Here is a 19,890-nt window from a genome sequence, read left to right on the forward strand (position 1 = left end):
TCTTACCAGCCAGTCGCTTCCTTCAGGGCATCGCCGATTTCAGCCAGCGAACGGACGGTCTTGACGCCCGCTGCTTCAAGCGCTGCAAATTTTTCATCTGCAGTGCCCTTGCCGCCAGCGATGATGGCGCCCGCGTGGCCCATGCGCTTTCCGGGAGGCGCAGTCACACCTGCGATGTAGGCAACGACCGGCTTGGAGACATGCTCCTTGATGTAGGCCGCTGCATCTTCTTCTGCAGTGCCGCCGATCTCACCGATCATGACGATCGCTTCGGTCTGCTCGTCCTTTTCAAACATCTCGAGGATGTCGATGAAGTGTGAGCCCGGAATCGGGTCACCGCCGATGCCGACACAGGTCGACTGGCCGAAGCCATGATCGGTGGTCTGCTTGACCGCTTCGTAGGTCAGGGTGCCGGAGCGAGACACGATACCGACCTTGCCCGGCTTATGGATGTGGCCCGGCATGATGCCGATCTTGGTTTGCCCCGGCGTGATCACACCCGGGCAGTTCGGACCAATCAGGCGCACGCCGAGTTGATCGCACTTAACCTTGACCTCAAGCATATCAAGCGTCGGGATGCCTTCGGTGATGCAGACGATCAGCTTGATGCCCGCATCGGCTGCTTCAAGGATCGAGTCCTTGCAGAACGCGGCCGGCACATAGATGACGGTCGCTTCAGCGCCAGTCTGCTCGACGGCTTCGGCGACGGTATTGAATACCGGCAGACCAAGGTGGGTCTGTCCGCCCTTACCGGGCGTAACACCGCCAACCATGTTGGTGCCGTACTCAAGCGCCTGCTCGGAATGGAACGTACCCTGGCCACCAGTGAACCCCTGGCAGATGACCTTGGTGTTCTTGTCGATCAAAATACTCATTACTTGCCCTCCGCTGCTTTCACGACCTGCTGCGCAGCATCAGTCAGGCTCGTGGCCGCGATGATGTTCAATCCGCTATCGGCCAGTTTCTGTGCACCCAATTCGGCGTTGTTGCCTTCCAGGCGAACCACGACCGGCACATTGACACCCACCTGCTCGACGGCACCGATGATGCCTTCAGCGATCATGTCGCAGCGCACGATACCACCGAAGATGTTGACCAGAACCGCTTTAACGGAGTCATCGGACAGGATGATCTTGAAGGCTTCGCCTACGCGCTCTTTAGTGGCGCCACCGCCGACATCGAGGAAGTTCGCCGGCTGGCCGCCGTTGAGCTTGATGATGTCCATGGTGCCCATGGCAAGACCGGCGCCATTGACCATGCAGCCGATGTTGCCATCGAGTGCCACATAGTTAAGTTCCCACTGCTGGGCATGCGCTTCGCGCTCGTCTTCCTGCGACGGGTCACGCATTTCCTGCAGATCCGGATGACGGTAGAGCGCATTGCTGTCCAGACCGATTTTGGCGTCCAGGCAGTGCAGGTTACCTTCATCGGTAATGACCAGCGGGTTGATCTCGAGAAGCGCCAGATCCTTGTCCTGGAACAGCTTGGCAAGCCCCAGGAAAATCTTGGTGAACTGCTTGACCTGATCCTTGTTCAAACCGAGCTTGAACGCGAGATCGCGAGCCTGATAAGGCTGCGCACCGGTAAGCGGATCGACTTCAGCCTTGAGAATTTTCTCAGGCGTTTCTTCGGCCACTTTCTCGATTTCGACGCCACCTTCGGTTGACGCCATGAACACGATACGACGTGTGCCACGGTCGACAACCGCGCCAAGATACAGCTCGTTGGCGATATCGGTGCAGTTTTCTACCAAAATTTTGGCAACCGGCTGACCTTTTTCATCAGTCTGAAAGGTGACCAGGTTCTTGCCAAGCCACTGCTCTGCGAACTCCTTGGCAGCGTCCGGCGACTCGACCAGCTTGACGCCGCCGGCCTTGCCGCGGCCGCCTGCGTGGACCTGAGCCTTGACGACCCATTTGTCACCACCGATTTTCTTGCATGCCTCTGCGGCTTCTTCGGGTGTGTCAACGGCAAAGCCCTTGGACACCGGCAAACCGTAATCGGCAAACAGTTGTTTTGACTGATACTCGTGAAGATTCATCGTCTCATGCCATTGGTTGCATTGGACTCCCACGGCCGGCCCGGATCGTTCTTGCCATCGGGCCGACCACGAAAAACCGGTGACCTTGGTCACCGGCCATACGCCGGATAAGGCGCTTACTTACGCTTTTTACGATTTGCCATATGAATTGCATGACCATCGACGGCAAGCGCTGCCTCGTGAACTGTTTCGGAAAGGGTCGGGTGCGCGAAGCACGTCATTGCAAGGTCCTCGGCGCTTGAGCCGAATTCCATCGCGATAACGCCCTGTGCGATCAACTCGCCCGCATGCTGTCCAAGGATGTGAACACCCAGCACACGATCGGTTTCCGCATCGGCGATCACCTTGGCCATACCCTGTGTTGCATTGTTGGCCATGGCGCGACCGCTTGCCGAGAACGGGAAGGTGCCGATCTTGACCTCGATACCCTGCTCCTTGGCTTCCTGCTCGTTCATGCCGACCCAGGCCACTTCGGGGAAGGTATAGATAACGCTTGGAATGGCGTCATAGTTCATCTCGGCCTTGTGGCCAGCGATGATGTCGGCCGCCATGATGCCTTCCTCGGACGCTTTGTGGGCAAGCATCGGGCCGCGGACCACGTCGCCGATGGCGTAGACGCCATCCACATTGGTCTTGCAGGTACCATCGACCTTGATAAATCCGCGGTCGTCCAGCTCGATGCCGGCGGATTCATCAAGAAGGCTTTCGGTATACGGCTTGCGACCAACGCAGACGATCAACTTATCGAATGTCTGTGTCTTTTCACCTTCTGAATCGGTGTAGGTCACAACGACTTCGTCGTCTTTGACGTCACTGCCGGTCACTTTCGCGCCCAGCTTGATATCAAGACCTTGTTTACCGAGGATTTTCTGGGTTTCCTTGGCCAGCGTTTTGTCGACCGACGGCAGGAAATCATTCATGGCCTCAAGTACCGTAACCTCGCTGCCAAGGCGGTTCCAGACACTGCCGAGCTCAAGCCCGATCACGCCCGCCCCGATGACACCAAGACGTTTTGGCGCTTCTTGAAACTCAAGGGCACCTGCAGAATCCATGATCAGCTTATGATCGATGGGTGCCGGCGGAATATCGACCGGAATCGAGCCGGAGGCAATAATGACGTTGTCCGCCTCATAGGTCTTGGCTTCGCCATCGTTGCCGGTCACTTCGACTTTCTTGCCGTCGAGCAGTTTGCCGGTACCTTCAAGCGCAGTAACGCCATTGGCCTTGAACAGTGAGCTGATGCCGCCGGTCAGGTTCTGAACCGTCTTTTCCTTGCGCGCCATCATCTTCTTGACGTCGACCTGGACATCGCTCACTTCGATACCGAGTTCGTCGTACTCTTCCTTTGCCTCGACATACTTATGCGATGTTTCAAGCAATGCCTTGGACGGAATGCAGCCGACATTTAGGCAGGTGCCGCCATGAACGGTCTTGCCTTCCTTGTTGACCCACTTCTCGACGCATGCTGTTTTGAGGCCCAGCTGCGCAGCGTGAATTGCCGCGACGTAGCCGCCGGGACCTGCACCAATCACGATTACGTCAAATTTATCGGCCATGAGTTCTTCCCGTTGATTCCAGTACAAAAGCGGTTTCGGGCGACTCCGTCGCCCGAAGCCAGTTCAGCTTACACATCCAGTAGGAAGCGCGCCGGATCTTCCAGCAGTTCCTTAATCGCCACCAAGAATTGCACGGCGTCCTTACCATCGATCATGCGGTGATCGTAAGACAGCGCCAGGTACATCATGGGGCGGATTTCGACCTTGCCGTTAACGGCCATGGGACGCTCTTGAATCTTGTGCATCCCCATGATGGCGGTCTGCGGCGGATTGAGGATCGGCGTCGACATCAACGAACCAAAGATACCGCCGTTGGTGATGGTGAACGTACCACCCTGCATGTCTTCGATGCCGAGCTTGCCTTCGCGGCCGCGCTTGCCAAAGTCACCGATGTTCTTTTCGACGTCGGCAAGTTTCATGCTGTCGGTATCACGCAGCACCGGCACAACCAGACCGCGCGGCGTCGATACGGCAACACCGATGTCCTGGTAGCCGTGATAAACGATCTCAGTGCCGTCAATGGAGGCATTGACGTCCGGGAAGCGCTTGAGCGCCTCGGTCGCGGCCTTGACGAAAAAGCCCATGAAGCCGAGTTTGACGTCGTGCGTTTTCTGGAAGACGTCCTTGTACTGCGACCGAAGATTCATGACTTCCGTCATGTCGACTTCGTTGTAGGTCGTAAGCATCGCCGCGGTTTGCTGCGCCTGAACCAGCCGCTTGGCGATGGTCTGACGCAGACGGCTCATAGGCACGCGCTTCTCTGGGCGATCCCCTTCCGGGACATCAACCTGAGGTGCAGAAGACGCTTTTTTATCTTCCTTGGCCGGTTTTTTCTCAGCGGGCGCCGTTTTCTTGGCACTGCCTTCCTTGATGGCGCGCTGAACGTCTTCCTTCAGAACACGCCCGCCCTTGCCGGTGCCTTCGATTTTAGACACGTCCAAGTCGTTTTCAGCGGCAAGCTTACGCGCCGAAGGTGCGAGAATCTTGTCACCGACCTGCTCATCCTGACCGCCCTTGTCGTCGGCGCTCTTGCTGTCAGCGTCGTCTTCGGAGTCGGAACCGCTGCTGCCCGCACCGCCTTCAACGAAGATGGCGAGTACCTGTTCGGATTCGACCGTGTCACCTTCTTCGGCTTTAAGCTCTTTAAGGCTACCGTCTGCAGGCGCAACAACCTCGAGAACAACCTTGTCGGTTTCGATATCGACGATCAGCTCATCGCGCTTGACGGCGTCGCCCGGTTTCTTGTGCCAGGTACCGATCGTGCCTTCCTGAACGGATTCAGGGAACGCCGGCGCTTTCACGTCGTGGGACTTTCCGCCGCCGGTCGAGGCTTTTTGCGCCTTTTCTTGCTTGCCGCTGTCGCTGTCTTCGGCATCAGACGCGCTGTCATCGGAGGCACTTTCATCGTCGGAGGCGTCGCTGGATGAAGCGTCGCCGCCGTCGGCACTGGGCTCGCCGAGTTGACCGAGCACCTGCTCGGATTCACACGTCTCGCCTTCGTCGATCAGAATTTCCTTGATCGTGCCATCTTCCGGTGCCACGACCTCGAGAACAACCTTGTCGGTTTCGATTTCAACGATCAGTTCATCACGCGATACCGAATCGCCCGGTTTCTTGTGCCAAGTGGCAACAGTGCCCTCGGCGACGGATTCCGGAAAACTTGGCGCTTTAATATCGGTTGCCATTGGGATTCCTTAGTTCATCTTCTCTCTAGACCCGACTCGGCCTTTATTGATTAAAGGCATCATCGACCAGCCTACGCTGCTGATCGACGTGCACGGCCATATATCCTGCTGCAGGTGCCGCTGACGCTGCACGCCCGGCAAACGACAAATCGCGTCCAAGCCCTGCATTTACCGCATCGGCCGCCTTGCGCATGTGGTGCTGGCTTTGATACCAGGCGCCCTGATTTTGCGGCTCTTCTTGACACCACACGACTTTTTCCAGATTCGGATACTGCTCAAGCTGCTTTTGCAGCGACTTCTCCGGGAACGGGTAGAGCTGTTCCACCCGCAGGATAGCCGTATCCTCACGCTCATGCTCGCTGCGGTAGTTCGCCAGGTCGTAGTAGACCTTGCCCGAGCAGATTACAACGCGCTTGACGGCGTCAGCCTCGAGATTGGCCTGATCCGGGACGATCATCTGGAACGTACCCTCGGACAGCTCTTCAAGCGAGGACGTTGCATCCTTGTGACGCAAAAGGCTTTTCGGCGACATGATGATCAGCGGTTTACGGATACGACGCACCGTTTGCCGACGCAGCAGATGGAAAATCTGCGCGGGCGTGGTGGGCATGCACACCTGCATGTTGTGCTCGGCGCACAGCTGCAGGAAACGCTCCAGACGCGCCGAGGAATGCTCGGGGCCCTGACCTTCATAGCCATGCGGCAGCAAAAGCGTCAGACCGCACAGACGTGCCCACTTGGTCTCACCCGAGGAAATGAACTGATCGATCACGACCTGGGCGCCATTGGCGAAATCGCCGAACTGGGCTTCCCAGATAACCAACGCGTTCGGAGTGGTGGTGGAATAGCCGTATTCGAACGCGAGCACCGCTTCCTCGGAGAGGAAGGAATCGCGCACCGTGAACATGGGCTGACCGTCCTTGATGTGCTGAAGCGGCGTCCACGTGTCGTTGTTTTTCTGGTTATGAATCACGGCGTGACGGTGCGAGAACGTGCCACGGCCGGAATCCTGACCTGTCAGACGGATATCGTAGCCTTCGTCGATCAGCGTCGCGTAGGCAAGGGTTTCTGCAAAGCCCCAGTTCGCGGCAAGCGAGCCGGCCGCCATCTTCTTGCGGTCTTCATAGACCTTGGCCACCTGACGCTGGACTTCGTAATCGTCCGGCGCCTCGCACATCTTGGTGGCGAGTTCCTGAAGCCGTTTCATCGGGAAGGTCGTGTCCGCGAAGCCGGTCCACTTGTGGCCAAGATAGGGCGTCCAGTCGACGAACAGCTCCGTATTGGGCTTCTTGACCAGGGCGTTGGCGACGTGATTGCCCTGATCGAGCAGATCACGGTAGTTGTCGGAAATCGCCTTGGGGTCGGATTCGCCGATCACGCCATCCTTCACAAGAAGGTCTGCGTAGAGTGCGCGGCTGGTCTTGTGCGACTTGATCTTGTGATACATCTGCGGCTGCGTGGCCGAGGGCTCATCGGCCTCGTTGTGGCCGCGCCGGCGGTAGCAGACCAGATCAATGACCACGTCCTTCTTGAACTGCTGACGGTAATCGATCGCAACCTGAGTGGCATGGATCACGGCTTCCGGATCATCGCCATTCACATGGAAGATCGGCGCCTGAACCATCTTGGCAATGTCGGTGCAGTACTCGGTCGAGCGCGCATCATCAGGGCGAGAGGTGGTAAAACCGACCTGGTTGTTGATGATGAGGTGAACCGTGCCGCCTGTCTTGTAGCCACGGGTCTGGGACATCTGGAAGGTTTCCATGACAACGCCCTGGCCCGCGAACGCCGCATCGCCGTGCACGACCAGCGGAAGCACCTGATCGCCGTCGAAATCCTTGCGTCGATCCTGGCGGGCACGAACGGAGCCTTCAACCACCGGCGATACGATTTCAAGGTGCGAGGGGTTGAACGCCAGTGCCAGATGCACCTCGCCCCCGGTCGTCATGACGTTGGAGCTGAAACCCTGGTGGTATTTAACGTCACCGGAGCCCTGCTCAAGCATCTTCTTGCCATCGAATTCATCGATCAGCTCGGAGGGGCTCTTGCCCAGTATATTGACCAGCAGGTTGAGGCGACCGCGGTGCGCCATACCGATGACGACCTCCTTGGTGCCGTAACTGCCGGCACGCTGGATCATCTCATCCACGAGCGGAATGAAGGATTCCCCACCCTCGAGACCGAAGCGCTTGGTGCCCGGGTACTTGCTTGCAAGATAATTTTCGAGCCCTTCAGCCGCACTCAGACGCTCAAGAATGTGCTTGCGCGCGTCTGCGCTGTAATCGGGCTTCGAGCGCACCGATTCAAAACGCTGCTGAAGCCAACGTTTTTCTTCGGTATCGACGATGTGCATGAACTCGCAGCCGATCGAACGGCAGTACGTTTTTTCGAGCGCGTCGACAATTTCCTTGAGCGGCGCAGTGTCCTTGCCCAAAAAGAAGGAGCCGGTCTGAAACTCGGTGTCCATGTCTTCCTGAGCCAACTGATGGAAGGACAGGTCAAGGTCGGGCACACGCTGGTTGGATCGCAGGCCGAGCGGGTCAATGTTGGCCTGTTGATGCCCTCTGAAACGAAAGGCATTGATCAACTGAAGGACGCGAACCTGCTTCTTGCTCTCACCGCCTTCATTACCGCCACTGACGGCTACCGAGCGACGCTGCTGCTTGGCGATATTGTAGAATTCATCGCGAATCGGCGACAAAGGCGTATCGTGGTTCGGCCCGCCTTCGTATTTCGGAAGCTGATCGAAATATTGCCGCCATTCATCGGGTACCGCGGTCGGTTCACTGAGGTACTGCTCGTACAGATCTTCAACGTAATGGACGTTGCCTCCGCTCATGTGCGAAGTCCGTCGCATTAACTCCATGATACCTTCTTGCATCTTTTGATCACCCTACGCTTTTGGGGTGGTGTCGGCGCCTGGCACGGCCAGACCGCGTTGGCGTCGGCGTTCGGTTACTGAATACGGCGCTTGAGGCCGCGTTACTCTATTTCAATCGACAAAGGCCGACGCACATGGGCGTCGGCCTTTGTCTTCAAGGTTTACTGCTCGTACAGCCAATACCGGCCATGATAACAAGCACAGCGATGCATATTAAGTCGCATTGGACAATAACATCTCACGAATCTTGCCAATGGCCCGTGTGGGGTTAAGCCCCTTCGGACATACATTGACGCAGTTCATGATACCGCGGCAGCGAAACACGCTGAACGGGTCATCAAGCGACGAAAGGCGCTCTTTCGTGGCCGTATCGCGAGAATCCGCCAGGAAACGATAGGCCTGCAAGAGACCTGCCGGACCGACGAACTTGTCCGGGTTCCACCAGAACGACGGGCACGATGTCGAGCAGCACGCGCACAGGATGCATTCGTAAAGGCCGTCGAGCTTGTCGCGGTCTTCCGGAGACTGCAGTCGCTCGATGGCAGGTTCGGCCGCATCGTTTTGCAGATAGGGCTGAATACGCTCGTACTGCTTATAGAACATGCTCATGTCGACCACGAGATCGCGCACGACAGGCAGGCCCGGCAAAGGACGAAGCACAAGCTTGTTGCCCTTAGTCACCTCTGAGATCGGCGTAACACAGGTCAAGCCGTTCTTGCCGTTCATGTTTACGCCATCGGAGCCACATACACCCTCTCGGCAACTGCGACGGTACGCAAGCGTACTGTCTTGTTCCTTGATCATCTGAATCACATTCAGAACCATAAGATCACGGCCCTGAGTGTCGACCTGAAACTCCTGCATGTATGGTGCATCGTCGGTTTCAGGATTGTAGCGATAGATGGAAACTTGCAATGTGGACATTGCGCTTCACCTCATCAATAGGTCCGTTCTTTAGGCTCGAAGGTCTCAACGCTTACCGGTGAGAAATTCACGTCACGTTTACCAAGCGTTTTATTATTCGGGTAATAGATCGAGTGCTTGAGCCAGTTTTCATCATCGCGCTTGGGATAATCTTCACGCGAATGAGCACCACGGCTTTCACGACGCTCGAGCGCGGCAATTGCCGTCGCTTCGGCGACTTCGAGCAGGTTGTCCAGCTCGAGCGCTTCGACACGCGCCGTATTGAACGTATTGGATTTATCCGGCAGATAGGCCTTGCCGATACGCTCACGCAGATTGGCGAGTTTCTCGACGCCGTCCTGCATGTACTCTTCCTTGCGGAATACGCCGAAGTTGTTCTGCATGACTTCCTGGAGCTCCTTGCGAAGCACCGGAATCTCTTCGCCCTCGCCCTGCTTGGAATCATTCCAGCGGTTGAGTCGCGCCATCGCATTATCGATGTCGGACTGGCTCGGCGACATGTACTCGATCCCTTCATTAAGGGCGCTTTCGATGAACATGCCGGCCGCGCGACCAAACACCACCAGATCCAGCAGCGAGTTACCGCCAAGGCGGTTACCACCGTGAACGGAGACACACGCCACTTCGCCACAGGCGTACAGACCGTTGATGATGGTGTCGTTACCATCTTCATCGACAGATAGTGCCTGACCATGAACGTTGGTCGGGATACCGCCCATCATATAGTGGCAGGTCGGGACAACCGGAATCGGATCCTTGACCGGATCGACGTGAGCAAACGTCTTGGAAAGATCGACGATACCCGGCAAGCGCTTCATCAGCGTTTCCTCGCCCAGGTGATCGAGCTTCAGCATGACGTGATCGCCGTTTTCACCGCAGCCACGACCTTCAAGAAGCTCCTGAACCATGGCACGGGCCACGACGTCACGCGAGGCAAGATCCTTGGCGTTCGGTGCGTAACGCTCCATGAAGCGCTCGCCATCCTTATTGATCAGATAGCCGCCTTCACCACGACACCCTTCCGTGACCAGACACCCTGCGCCGTAAATGCCGGTCGGGTGGAACTGCCACATTTCGATGTCTTGCACCGGGAAGCCTGCACGCAGCGCCATGCCGATACCGTCACCGGTATTGATCAGGGCATTGGTCGTGGAGGAATAGATACGACCGGCACCGCCGGTTGCAAGCACGGTCGCCTTTGAGTTGATCTGTACGGTTTCGCCGGTTTCGATACAGATGGCGATTACACCAACCACATCGTTTGAGGCGTTACGAATCAGGTCGACCGCATACCACTCATCCAGAAAAACGGTGTTGTTTTTCAGGTTGTTTTGATAGAGCGTATGAAGCAACGCATGGCCGGTACGGTCCGCCGCGGCGCAGGTACGGGCAGCCTGCCCTCCTTTACCGAAGTCCTTGGACTGACCACCGAAGGGACGCTGGTAGATGCGCCCGTTATCAAAGCGGGAAAACGGCAGCCCCATATGTTCGAGCTCGAATACCGCCTTAGGACCTTCCTGACACATGTACTCGATCGCGTCCTGGTCACCGATGTAATCGGAGCCCTTGACGGTGTCGTACATGTGCCAGCGCCAGTCGTCGTTCGGATCGGCGCTTGCGATGGCACAGGTGATTCCGCCCTGAGCGGATACGGTGTGCGAGCGTGTCGGGAATACCTTCGACAATACCGCTGTTTTCTTACCTGACTTGGCAAGCTCAAGACCTGCACGAAGGCCGGAACCACCACCACCGATAATGATGGCGTCAAAACTCATACTACGCATGTTCGACATTACTTATGCTCCCCAAAGAACTTGAACGCCCCAGATAACGAACGCAAACAGCGCCAGGATCACAGCGGTTTGCACGCCCAGACGAACGCACGACTTCTTGATGTAATCTGTCGAGACGATCCAAAGGCCGATCCATGCATGGGCAGCGATCGATAGCAGTGCTAGAAGCGTAAATATTTTCATCCACGTGCGATCAAAAAGACTCGACCAGGCCACGTAATCCAGGTTGGGGTGGAACAGGAAGAAGGCCACCATGAAGATGGTGTAAAGCGCGAGAATGACCGCAGACGCACGCTGGATCAGCCAGTCGGAGACCCCGGAGCGCCCCAGATTCGTAATATTGGTTACCATACCCATACCCCTGACAGAATGACCAAAACCGCGCTGATGACGATCACCAGCTGCGCGCCCCGTTGACCACCTTCGAGCGACTCACCGTAGCCAATGTCCATCAGCAAGTGACGAACGCCGGCGACAACGTGATACCCAAGCGCGGAAAGCAGCCCCCAGCACACGATCTTGGCGAGCGCGTTGCCTGTGATGGCGTCTTTTACCGCGTCGAAACCGGCCGGGGATGACAACGACACATCGAATGCCCAGAACAGGAAGATCAACCCGACAAACAGGATGATTCCGGAAATGCGGTGTGTGATCGAGACAAGGGAAGGAAGGGGGAATTGTAAACTGGTCAGGTCAAGGTTAACGGGTCGTTTACCTTGAGACGGATTTTTTTTGCTGTTCACGGCGCTTTCACTCTCTCTTGCTCCTCTTAGCGTCGGCCGACGCTCGGGAGCTTCAATGAATGTATCACGGAAAGAAGACTAGCCACGTCAAGGCTGCATAGGCCTCATTGCGCGACCGAAATTATAGGCTTTTGGCTAACGTATGACAAATTGACACGCACGCTTTACAGCACCGCATCATGCGCCCGCCCACTCGATCATCCATGTTATCGGCCGGTTTCATATTTTTTTTGTGCTCTGCAGCATTTCGAGTCATCCTTGTAAGGAAAGACCCGCATGCCCTGCCCTTCAAACAAATTGACAATCATCGGGAGGATTCTATAGTGGGCAGGTTAAAAATGACCGGGCAAGGCATACAATCAAGAACTTACGTATTACGCATCGTATAATTATAGGAGGCCATGATGGCTGACAAGAAGGCGCAGCTGAGCATCGAGGGGCTTGATCAGCCGATCGAACTGCCTGTCTATAGCGGAACCAAGGGCCCTGACGTCATTGATGTCCGCTCACTGATCGACTCAGGCTACTTCACCTTCGACCCGGGATTTGTATCTACCGCCTCCTGCGAATCCGAAATCACCTACATCGATGGCGCCAATGGCGTTCTGCTGCACCGTGGCTATCCAATCGACCAATTGGCCGATAACTCCAACTTCATCGAGCTTTGCTACCTCCTACTCAATGGCGAACTCCCCACTGAAGAGCAGTACAAGGAGTTCGACAAGTGCGTGCGCAATCACACGATGGTGCACGAGCAGATTGCCAACTTCTTCAAGGGCTTTCGCCGTGACGCCCACCCGATGGCCGTCCTTTGTGGCGTAATCGGCGCACTCTCTGCCTTCTATCACGACAACCTGGACATTACCGACCCGTCCAGCCGTGAGGTCTCGGCGGTTCGCCTGATCGCCAAAATGCCGACGCTTGCTGCGATGTGCTACAAGTACAATATCGGCCAGCCCTTCATGTACCCGCGTAACGACCTGTCCTACGCAGAGAACTTCCTGTACATGATGTTCGGCAACCCCTGTGAGCCGTTCGAGGTCAACCCGGTCGCCGCCAAGGCCATGGACCGCATCTTCATGCTGCATGCCGATCATGAGCAGAACGCGTCCACATCGACGGTTCGACTGGCAGGCTCTACCGGTGCCAACCCGTTCGCCTGCATCAGCGCCGGCATCGCAGCACTTTGGGGTCCTGCTCACGGCGGCGCCAACGAAGCCGTCTTGATGATGCTCGATGAAATCGGTGATGAATCCGAGGAAAACATCCAACGCTACGTTGATCGTGCCAAGGACAAGGACGATAGCTTCCGACTCATGGGCTTTGGCCACCGCGTCTATCGTAATTTCGATCCTCGCGCCAAGGTCATGAAAGAGACCTGCGATGAAGTCCTTGAAGAACTGGGCGTCGGAAATAATCCCAAGCTCAAGATCGCCAAACGACTCGAGCAGATCGCACTGGAAGACGAGTACTTTATCGAGCGAAAGCTCTATCCTAACGTCGATTTCTATTCAGGCATCATTCTTGAAGCCTTGGGCGTCCCGACCAACATGTTCACGGTTATCTTTGCCCTGTCGCGCACGACCGGCTGGGTTTCTCACTGGAACGAAATGATCACCAAAGGTGTTCGAATCGGCCGCCCTCGCCAGCTTTACAAGGGCCATACTGAGCGCGATTACCCAGAGTAACTGCACCCGCGTGATTCAGGAAAGACCAAAAAAGAAGCCGCCCTCATGGGGCGGCTTCTTTTTTTATGACTCTCTCATTTGAGGCGTCGCATATTGTCCACACTTTCTGTGGATAACCCTGTAAACAACTCGAATTGGCACCCTCAAAACCGCCATGACAGCCGGGTTACAGACAGATTGCTCACTTTTTACCCAATAATAAGCGTATGATTTTGTTGAATTTTATCTAAACAACTCACAAAAAATCGCCAAACGCACTGATACGAACAAACGCCATACCGAACGGTGGACAATTTAATGGAAATAAACGATTTGTAAGGGGAAGTGAGTGGCGTCCCATAGGGGGTTCGAACCCCTGTTACCGCCGTGAAAGGGCGGTGTCCTAGACCACTAGACGAATGGGACGCAAAATGGTGGAGCCTATCGGGATCGAACCGATGACCTCAACGCTGCCAGCGTTGCGCTCTCCCAGCTGAGCTAAGGCCCCACGAACGCTTGAACACAAGCTTGGTGGGATGCCTTTTCGACACCTTCTTGCTCGAAAAGACGGGACGGATAATACCCAGACCCCGTCTTTTCGTCAACCCTTAATTCACGCCAAGTTCCTTGTACCGCTTCTCGAGTACCTTGGTGCGTTTTTTGGAGGGCGCACCCAAGAGGCTGATCGCATGACGCAAGCGCGCACGCGTGACATCAGCGCCCAGAATTACCATGGCGTCCATGACCGATGTCGAGGCCGTGCTGCCGGTGATCGCCACGAATACTGGCGCCAGGAATTGCTTCATCTTGAGCTCGAAGTGCTCCGAAAGCATTTTGACCTCAGCCATGACATGCGCCTTGTCCCACTCTCGCAGCGCTTCCAAGCGCCACAGCAGCAGCTGAAGCAGATCCACAATCGTCTCACGCTCCATGTTGACGTCATCGAAGCTTGCTTCCTTGAGCGCCGGATACCCTGCAAAGAAGTGACCCGCCAGCGGCATGACATCGGAAAGCGTCTGAACCCTCGGGCGAATCTGGGGGAGAATCTGATCGATATACCCCTCGTTGAACGCCCACTGGATCAAGTGGCGCTTCAGTGCGTCATCTGAGAGATCATCACGCAGATACACCCCGTTCAGCCAGGTCAGCTTCTCGAGATCAAACACCGGACCGCCGAGCGAAACACGAGTGATGTCGAACGCGCTCATCATCTCATCGAGGGTGAACTTTTCACGCTCATCGGGCATCGACCAACCCATGCGCCCGAGATAATTGATCACCGCCTGCGGCAAAAAGCCCATCTTGCGGTAGTAATTGATCGAAGTCGGGTTCTTGCGCTTGGAAAGCTTCGACTTGTCCGGATTGCGAAGCAGCGGCATGTGGCACAACACCGGCATGTCCCACCCGAAATACTCGTAAAGCAGCTTGTGCTTCGGCGCCGAATTGATCCACTCCTCACCGCGCAGCACATGCGTAATACCCATCAGATGGTCATCAACGATGTTGGCCAGGTGATAGGTAGGCATGCCATCGGACTTGAGCAGGATCTGGGCATCGACCTGCGCCCAGTCGAGTTCGATGTCACCGCGCAGCATGTCATTGACGATGCATACACCCTCGCTTGGCACCTTCATGCGCACGACATACGGCCACTGTTCGGCCTCACGCGTGTCGAACTCATCCTGTGAGAGCAACAGATCTTCATATTTAAGCGCGGCGAACTGACCCTGCGCCTTGCGCTCATCGCGAAGGGCATCAAGCTCCTCGGACGTGCGATAGCATTTGAAGGCGTGTCCGGCATTCAATAGCTGCTCGGCGTATTGTGCGTAGATCGTGCCGCGCTCACTTTGACGATAAGGGCCGTGTGGCCCGCCCACATCCGGACCTTCGTCCCACTCAAGACCGAGCCAGCGCAGGCTGTCGAGAATCATTTGCTCCGAGGACGCGGTCGAGCGGCTCTGATCGGTGTCCTCGATGCGAAGAATGAATTGACCGCCGTGCTGGCGCGCGAAACACAGATTGAACAAGGCTATATACGCTGTTCCTACATGAGGATCCCCCGTTGGGGAAGGCGCGACACGCGTTCTTACCGTCATAAACTCTCAACCATTGCCACTTTGAATGTGAAGCCGGTCATTATACGAGAAGTCCGCATCAGGTTCGACGTGCGACAACCGGCCTCTGTCGACGAAATACCCATGTATTACACTGGGTCTTTATTGTCTGCGGAGTGGTTATGCCAAGTCCCCTGACCGCACGTCAATGGCTCTCACGCCATGCAAAGCGCGCCACCCCCTGGCCCCAGACCGCGGTCGCCGCCGCTCTGGCGTCTACCCTCTGTCTCTTCGTTCAAGCCTGGGCAATCGCCTCGATCGCGCAGGAGATGGTGCTTGGCCACGGCGATCCACTTAAGCTCTGGCTCCCCTTTGCCGCACTGCCGCTTGCATTTTTCACCCGCGGGGGGCTTGCCTGGCTCAAGACAGTGGCCGGTACACGCGCGGGTATCCACGTTCGGCAATCCGTTCGCGCCGACGTGTTCGAGCGCATCGGCGAACGCGGCCCTCTCTGGGCTCAGCGCCAACACAGCGCCACCCTCGGCAATCGCGTATGGGACCAGGTTGATGCGTTGCACGGCTATTACGCCGATTACCGTCCGCAGGTCATTCTGAGCGCTCTGATTCCGCTCATGATTCTGGTCGTCGTGTTTCCGCTCAACTGGGCCGCGGGGGTGATTCTATTGGTGACCGGCCCGCTCATCCCGATGAACATGGCCTTGATCGGCATGGGCGCCAAGTCACGCCAAAAAGCCCAGTTTCAGGAAATGGCCCGCATGAGCCGGCATTTCTCGGACACGCTGCGTGGCCTGCCGACCCTTAAGCTGTTCGGTCTTGGCCGCCAGCAGGCCGGCGCCATCTACAAGGTGTCGGAGGCGTTTCGCCGCCAAACCATGCGTGTGCTGCGCCTGGCGTTTCTCTCCTCGACCGCGCTCGAGTTCTTCGCCTCGGTATCGATCGCCATTCTTGCCATCTACATCGGCTTCGTTTACCTCGGAAAATTCGAGTTCGGCGACTGGGGCCATGGCCTGGATCTTTTCACGGGGCTGTTCATACTGATTCTGGCCCCCGAGTTCTACCAGCCACTGCGAGAGCTTGGTACGCACTACCACGCCAAGGCCGAGGCTGAGGCCGCTGCCGAAGACCTCATGGCGCTCCTAGCGCCGGAAGAATCGACCCCTGACGGCACCCCCTACGCCGAGTGGACGGTACCTGCGTCACTTGGGCTAACGCTCAAGGGCGTTTGCGCTCGTTACGACGGCCACTCACTAAACGCCATCGATTCCCTCGATCTCGAACTTGCACCGAATACCACCACCGCCATTGTCGGACCGAGTGGTGCTGGCAAGTCGACCCTCCTTGCCTTGATCACTCGGGCACTGACCCCATCGGAAGGCAACCTGTACACCCATGATGGCCAGCCCCTCAGTGGCATTTCTGTCGAGCAATGGCGTAAGGCGCTTGGTTGGGTCGGCCAACGAAGCGCCCTCCTGACCGGCACACTTGCGGATAATCTGAGACTGGCCGACCCGGCCCTTAAGGATGAAGCGCTCTGGGAGGCGCTTTCGGACGTGGGGCTGGCAGCCTGGGCAACCGAATTACCTCAGGGCCTTGCCACCCGACTCGGTGAAGGTGGGCAACCCGTCTCGGGCGGGCAGGCAAGGCGCATCGCGCTTGCCCGCGCAGTACTCAGGGACGCGCCGCTGATTCTTCTGGATGAGCCGACGGCAAGCCTTGACCAGCAAAGCGAGCGCGACATCATCGAGGTGCTGGCGCGACTCAAGGCCACCCGCACTCTGGTGATTCTGACGCATCGACTTGACCTTCTGAGCCTGGCCGATCAGATCGTACGGCTCGAGCGCGGCCGCGGGCGAACGTACTCATCTGCCGCCCAACTGGCCGATGTCACGCCCGATGACGAGTCACCAAGCGCGGCGTCGTTTCAGGGAGACACCCCATGACCGATCATCGCCAGGCATCACTACGCCCCTACCTCAGCCAGATGCGCCCGTTTCTGCCACTGCTGGCAGCCGGGGTCGTTTTGAATCTGATCGCAGCGCTTTCCACCATTGGGCTGATTTCCCTGTCGGGCTGGTTTCTAAGCGCCTCGGCGCTGGCCGGAGTGAGCGCGGCCACTGCCCACAGCTTCAACTACTTCCTGCCGTCTGCCGGTGTGCGCTTTTTCGCAGTCACCCGCACACTCGGCCGCTATGGCGAGCGCATCACCACCCACGAAGGCACCTTCAAGCTGCTTTCGACGCTTAGGCGGCGCCTCTTTCTTGCCATCGAGCCCCTCTCCCCGTCCGAGCTCCAAACGCACGGCAGCAGTGAACTACTCACCCGCCTGACCCGAGACATCGACGCACTCGATGGTCTTTACGTTCGCGTGATTACCCCCTCGATCGTCGCCGTACTTGCCATCATGACCTGCGGTGTGGTGATGGGCGTTTTTGCCCTCTGGATCGGTCTGGGCGCGGCGCTTTCATTGCTTATCGCCGGCACATTCGGCCCCTGGTGGGCGCTCAAGCGCGGGGCCGGCGTGTCTAGCCGATGGCACACACTGGACACCACCAACCGCACGCGACTCCAGGAGCGGCTGAGCGGCATGACGGAGCTGATGATCTATGGCTGCTGGCGCGATGAGGTGACCGCCTTATTGACACGCCAGCGTGATCGGGATACCCGCGAGCTCGAGCTTGCTCGTCTATGGGGGCGCTCACAGCTTTTAACCCAAGTGCTTTTGGGCATTACCTTGACCGGAGTCATGGCAGGCGCGGCCTATCTGGCCCATCAAAATGCACTGGACCCCACGTTGATCGCACTGCTGGGATTGACCGTTTTGGCCGGGTTTGAGGCGATTACCTCGCTGCCCCGGGCCTTTCAGGAGCTGGGTAAGATCCGGCGCGCGGCAGGGCGCATCGATGCCGTGATAGAGGGCACCAGCACGATCGTATTTCCGAACATCGATCATGCGCCCCCCAAGGGCCATCGACTCGTGATCGAGCACGTCTGCGTTCGCTTCACTCGAGAAACACCGGCCCTTAACGGTGTATCACTGACCCTTGAAGAACACCAACATCTTGCCTTGATAGGGCCCTCCGGCAGCGGCAAGACCAGCCTGATCAACGCGTTGACGCGATTCATCGAGCTTGATTCCGGAACCATCACACTGGGCGGCGTATCCATTGATGCCTTGAGCGAACCAACGCTTCGACGCCAAATGGCCGTTGCCTCACAGGATACGCATCTATTTACCACCACTTACCGCGAGAACCTGCGTCTGGGCGCACCAAACGCCTCGGATGAGACATTCATTGAGGTATTGAGCGCGCTGGATCTTGGTGAATGGCTCGCGTCGCAGCCAGACGGGCTCGACAGCTGGCCAGACGAAGGCGGAAGCTCGCTTTCCGGCGGCCAGCTTCGCCGCTTTGGCGTTGCACGAGCGCTGATCTCAAGCGCGCCGATTCTGATTCTGGATGAGCCTACGGAAGGACTCGACCGGGCAAGTGAACTGCGTGTGCTGGACGCCATCTATCACTACGCCCAGGGGCGCACGCTGATTTTGATCACTCACAAGATGACCGCGCTTTCGCAGATGGACCGTATCGCGGTACTCGAACACGGTCGCCTGATCGAGCACGGCACACCCCAAGCGCTTTTAAACACACCCAACAGCCGGTTTCGTGCGCTGAACCAACAATTGAAACTGTGACGTCGCACGGACCACGACTGCTCTACACTTTACGGCTGGATGAGCGCTTTGCGATCACGAGCAGACATGATTCAGGAAAGGATACCGTATGTTCTCTCACCTCCCCTCCCCGTTTAACGCCCTGATCACCGGCACAGGTGGGCTCGGCGTGGCGTTTGCCAATGCCCTGCTTGAGAGCGACTCGCTTGGTTCGTTGACCCTTGCCTCGCGCTCACCGGCCGAGGGCGTTACCGCCGATGATCGAGTAACCGAGATCACGACCGACCTCTCAAGCGAGGAAGGCCAGCGTGAACTGGCCGGCCAGCTTCCCGACCACGTACACCTCTGGCTTCATACGGTAGGCGTGCTTCACAGCGACACAATTTCGCCGGAAAAACGCCTCGAGCATTTAACGACCGATCAGCTTACCGAGAGCTTTCGCATCAATACGGCCACCTTCGGCGGTCTGCTCGGCCAACTTGCGCCAAGGATCTCAAGACAGCCCGCGCTGATCGGAGTGTTGTCGGCGCGCATAGGGTCGATCGGTGACAACCGCCTCGGAGGCTGGTACGGCTACCGGGCGAGCAAGGCTGCACTCAACATGCTGGTCAAGACCGCCTCGGTTGAGCTGGAACGCCGGAATCCGGAAGCCATCATCGTAAGCCTTCACCCTGGCACCACCGACACCGGGCTCTCGAAGCCGTTTCAAGGCCACGTACCCGATAACAAGCTCTTTACCCCAAGCTACGCCGCCGACGCGCTTCTCACGGTCCTTGCCAACCGAACACCCGATGACAGCGGCAGTTTCTGGGACTGGAATGACACCCCGATCGAGTGGTAAGCCTTAAAAAAACG

General features: G+C 57.3%; 14 protein-coding genes and 2 tRNA genes. 4 read left to right on the top strand and 12 right to left on the bottom strand.

Features of this window, described 5'->3' with window-relative positions:
* Positions 1 to 2: 2 nt before the first annotated feature.
* The 9 genes from sucD to sdhC all read right to left on the bottom strand — a co-directional run bounded on the left by sucD (position 3) and on the right by sdhC (position 11,623).
* Positions 3 to 875: a succinate--CoA ligase subunit alpha gene (gene sucD, locus NAT23_RS04045; protein WP_251590595.1), complete on the bottom strand. Its 873-nt coding sequence runs from the start codon at positions 873 to 875 to the stop codon at positions 3 to 5.
* Entirely contained in the window at positions 875 to 2,041 is a 1,167-nt protein-coding gene (sucC, locus tag NAT23_RS04050; RefSeq protein WP_251590598.1) for an ADP-forming succinate--CoA ligase subunit beta, read from the bottom strand. The genes sucD and sucC overlap by 1 nt, the downstream gene beginning before the upstream one ends.
* Positions 2,042 to 2,157: 116 nt before the next feature.
* Positions 2,158 to 3,597: a dihydrolipoyl dehydrogenase gene (gene lpdA / locus NAT23_RS04055; protein WP_251925833.1), complete on the bottom strand. Its 1,440-nt coding sequence runs from the start codon at positions 3,595 to 3,597 to the stop codon at positions 2,158 to 2,160.
* 68 nt (positions 3,598 to 3,665) lie between these two features.
* The gene (odhB, locus tag NAT23_RS04060; protein ID WP_251925835.1) at positions 3,666 to 5,282 is read right to left on the bottom strand and encodes a 2-oxoglutarate dehydrogenase complex dihydrolipoyllysine-residue succinyltransferase; all 1,617 of its coding nucleotides are present in this window, start codon (positions 5,280 to 5,282) and stop codon (positions 3,666 to 3,668) included.
* A gap of 43 nt (positions 5,283 to 5,325) precedes the next feature.
* The gene (locus NAT23_RS04065; protein WP_251925837.1) at positions 5,326 to 8,163 is read right to left on the bottom strand and encodes a 2-oxoglutarate dehydrogenase E1 component; all 2,838 of its coding nucleotides are present in this window, start codon (positions 8,161 to 8,163) and stop codon (positions 5,326 to 5,328) included.
* A gap of 213 nt (positions 8,164 to 8,376) precedes the next feature.
* A complete protein-coding gene (locus NAT23_RS04070) occupies positions 8,377 to 9,087 on the bottom strand; it encodes a succinate dehydrogenase iron-sulfur subunit (protein WP_251925839.1) in 711 nt (236 codons plus the stop codon).
* 14 nt (positions 9,088 to 9,101) lie between these two features.
* Positions 9,102 to 10,880, bottom strand: coding sequence for a succinate dehydrogenase flavoprotein subunit (gene sdhA / locus NAT23_RS04075; RefSeq protein ID WP_251590615.1), 1,779 nt, complete (start codon positions 10,878 to 10,880; stop codon positions 9,102 to 9,104).
* Between the two features lie 3 nt (positions 10,881 to 10,883).
* Entirely contained in the window at positions 10,884 to 11,231 is a 348-nt protein-coding gene (sdhD, locus tag NAT23_RS04080; RefSeq protein ID WP_251925841.1) for a succinate dehydrogenase, hydrophobic membrane anchor protein, read from the bottom strand.
* Positions 11,225 to 11,623, bottom strand: coding sequence for a succinate dehydrogenase, cytochrome b556 subunit (sdhC, locus tag NAT23_RS04085; protein WP_251925843.1), 399 nt, complete (start codon positions 11,621 to 11,623; stop codon positions 11,225 to 11,227). Before sdhC ends, sdhD begins: the two co-directional genes overlap by 7 nt.
* A gap of 404 nt (positions 11,624 to 12,027) precedes the next feature.
* Here sdhC and gltA point away from each other — a divergent pair, with 404 nt between their 5' ends.
* The gene (gene gltA, locus NAT23_RS04090; RefSeq protein WP_251925845.1) at positions 12,028 to 13,311 is read left to right on the top strand and encodes a citrate synthase; all 1,284 of its coding nucleotides are present in this window, start codon (positions 12,028 to 12,030) and stop codon (positions 13,309 to 13,311) included.
* Between the two features lie 329 nt (positions 13,312 to 13,640).
* Here the strand turns inward: gltA and NAT23_RS04095 are convergent.
* From NAT23_RS04095 to gltX, 3 genes are all read right to left on the bottom strand, one after another.
* A tRNA-Glu gene (locus tag NAT23_RS04095) sits at positions 13,641 to 13,716 on the bottom strand.
* 6 nt (positions 13,717 to 13,722) lie between these two features.
* A tRNA-Ala gene (locus NAT23_RS04100) sits at positions 13,723 to 13,798 on the bottom strand.
* Between the two features lie 100 nt (positions 13,799 to 13,898).
* Positions 13,899 to 15,386 (bottom strand): glutamate--tRNA ligase, encoded by a 1,488-nt coding sequence (gene gltX, locus NAT23_RS04105; protein ID WP_251925846.1) that lies wholly within the window; start codon positions 15,384 to 15,386, stop codon positions 13,899 to 13,901.
* Between the two features lie 140 nt (positions 15,387 to 15,526).
* On the opposite strand from gltX, the gene cydD reads away from it, so the two are divergent.
* From cydD to NAT23_RS04120, 3 genes are all read left to right on the top strand, one after another.
* Positions 15,527 to 17,305: a thiol reductant ABC exporter subunit CydD gene (gene cydD, locus NAT23_RS04110; RefSeq protein ID WP_251925848.1), complete on the top strand. Its 1,779-nt coding sequence runs from the start codon at positions 15,527 to 15,529 to the stop codon at positions 17,303 to 17,305.
* Complete coding sequence (gene cydC, locus NAT23_RS04115) at positions 17,302 to 19,056, top strand: thiol reductant ABC exporter subunit CydC (RefSeq protein WP_251925850.1); 1,755 nt, start codon at positions 17,302 to 17,304, stop codon at positions 19,054 to 19,056. Before cydD ends, cydC begins: the two co-directional genes overlap by 4 nt.
* Positions 19,057 to 19,144: 88 nt before the next feature.
* Positions 19,145 to 19,876: an SDR family NAD(P)-dependent oxidoreductase gene (locus NAT23_RS04120; protein WP_251925852.1), complete on the top strand. Its 732-nt coding sequence runs from the start codon at positions 19,145 to 19,147 to the stop codon at positions 19,874 to 19,876.
* Positions 19,877 to 19,890 lie beyond the last annotated feature (14 nt).

Source organism: Larsenimonas salina (assembly GCF_023736155.1).
Taxonomy (GTDB): domain Bacteria; phylum Pseudomonadota; class Gammaproteobacteria; order Pseudomonadales; family Halomonadaceae; genus Larsenimonas; species Larsenimonas salina.

Coding starts and splice junctions, on each gene's coding strand:
- sucD (WP_251590595.1), bottom strand. CDS start 875: ATGAGTATTTTGATCGACAAGAACACCAAGGTCATCTGCCAGGGGTTC.
- sucC (WP_251590598.1), bottom strand. CDS start 2,041: ATGAATCTTCACGAGTATCAGTCAAAACAACTGTTTGCCGATTACGGT.
- lpdA (WP_251925833.1), bottom strand. CDS start 3,597: ATGGCCGATAAATTTGACGTAATCGTGATTGGTGCAGGTCCCGGCGGC.
- odhB (WP_251925835.1), bottom strand. CDS start 5,282: ATGGCAACCGATATTAAAGCGCCAAGTTTTCCGGAATCCGTCGCCGAG.
- NAT23_RS04065 (WP_251925837.1), bottom strand. CDS start 8,163: ATGCAAGAAGGTATCATGGAGTTAATGCGACGGACTTCGCACATGAGC.
- NAT23_RS04070 (WP_251925839.1), bottom strand. CDS start 9,087: ATGTCCACATTGCAAGTTTCCATCTATCGCTACAATCCTGAAACCGAC.
- sdhA (WP_251590615.1), bottom strand. CDS start 10,880: ATGTCGAACATGCGTAGTATGAGTTTTGACGCCATCATTATCGGTGGT.
- sdhD (WP_251925841.1), bottom strand. CDS start 11,231: ATGGTAACCAATATTACGAATCTGGGGCGCTCCGGGGTCTCCGACTGG.
- gltA (WP_251925845.1), top strand. CDS start 12,028: ATGGCTGACAAGAAGGCGCAGCTGAGCATCGAGGGGCTTGATCAGCCG.
- gltX (WP_251925846.1), bottom strand. CDS start 15,386: ATGACGGTAAGAACGCGTGTCGCGCCTTCCCCAACGGGGGATCCTCAT.
- cydD (WP_251925848.1), top strand. CDS start 15,527: ATGCCAAGTCCCCTGACCGCACGTCAATGGCTCTCACGCCATGCAAAG.
- cydC (WP_251925850.1), top strand. CDS start 17,302: ATGACCGATCATCGCCAGGCATCACTACGCCCCTACCTCAGCCAGATG.
- NAT23_RS04120 (WP_251925852.1), top strand. CDS start 19,145: ATGTTCTCTCACCTCCCCTCCCCGTTTAACGCCCTGATCACCGGCACA.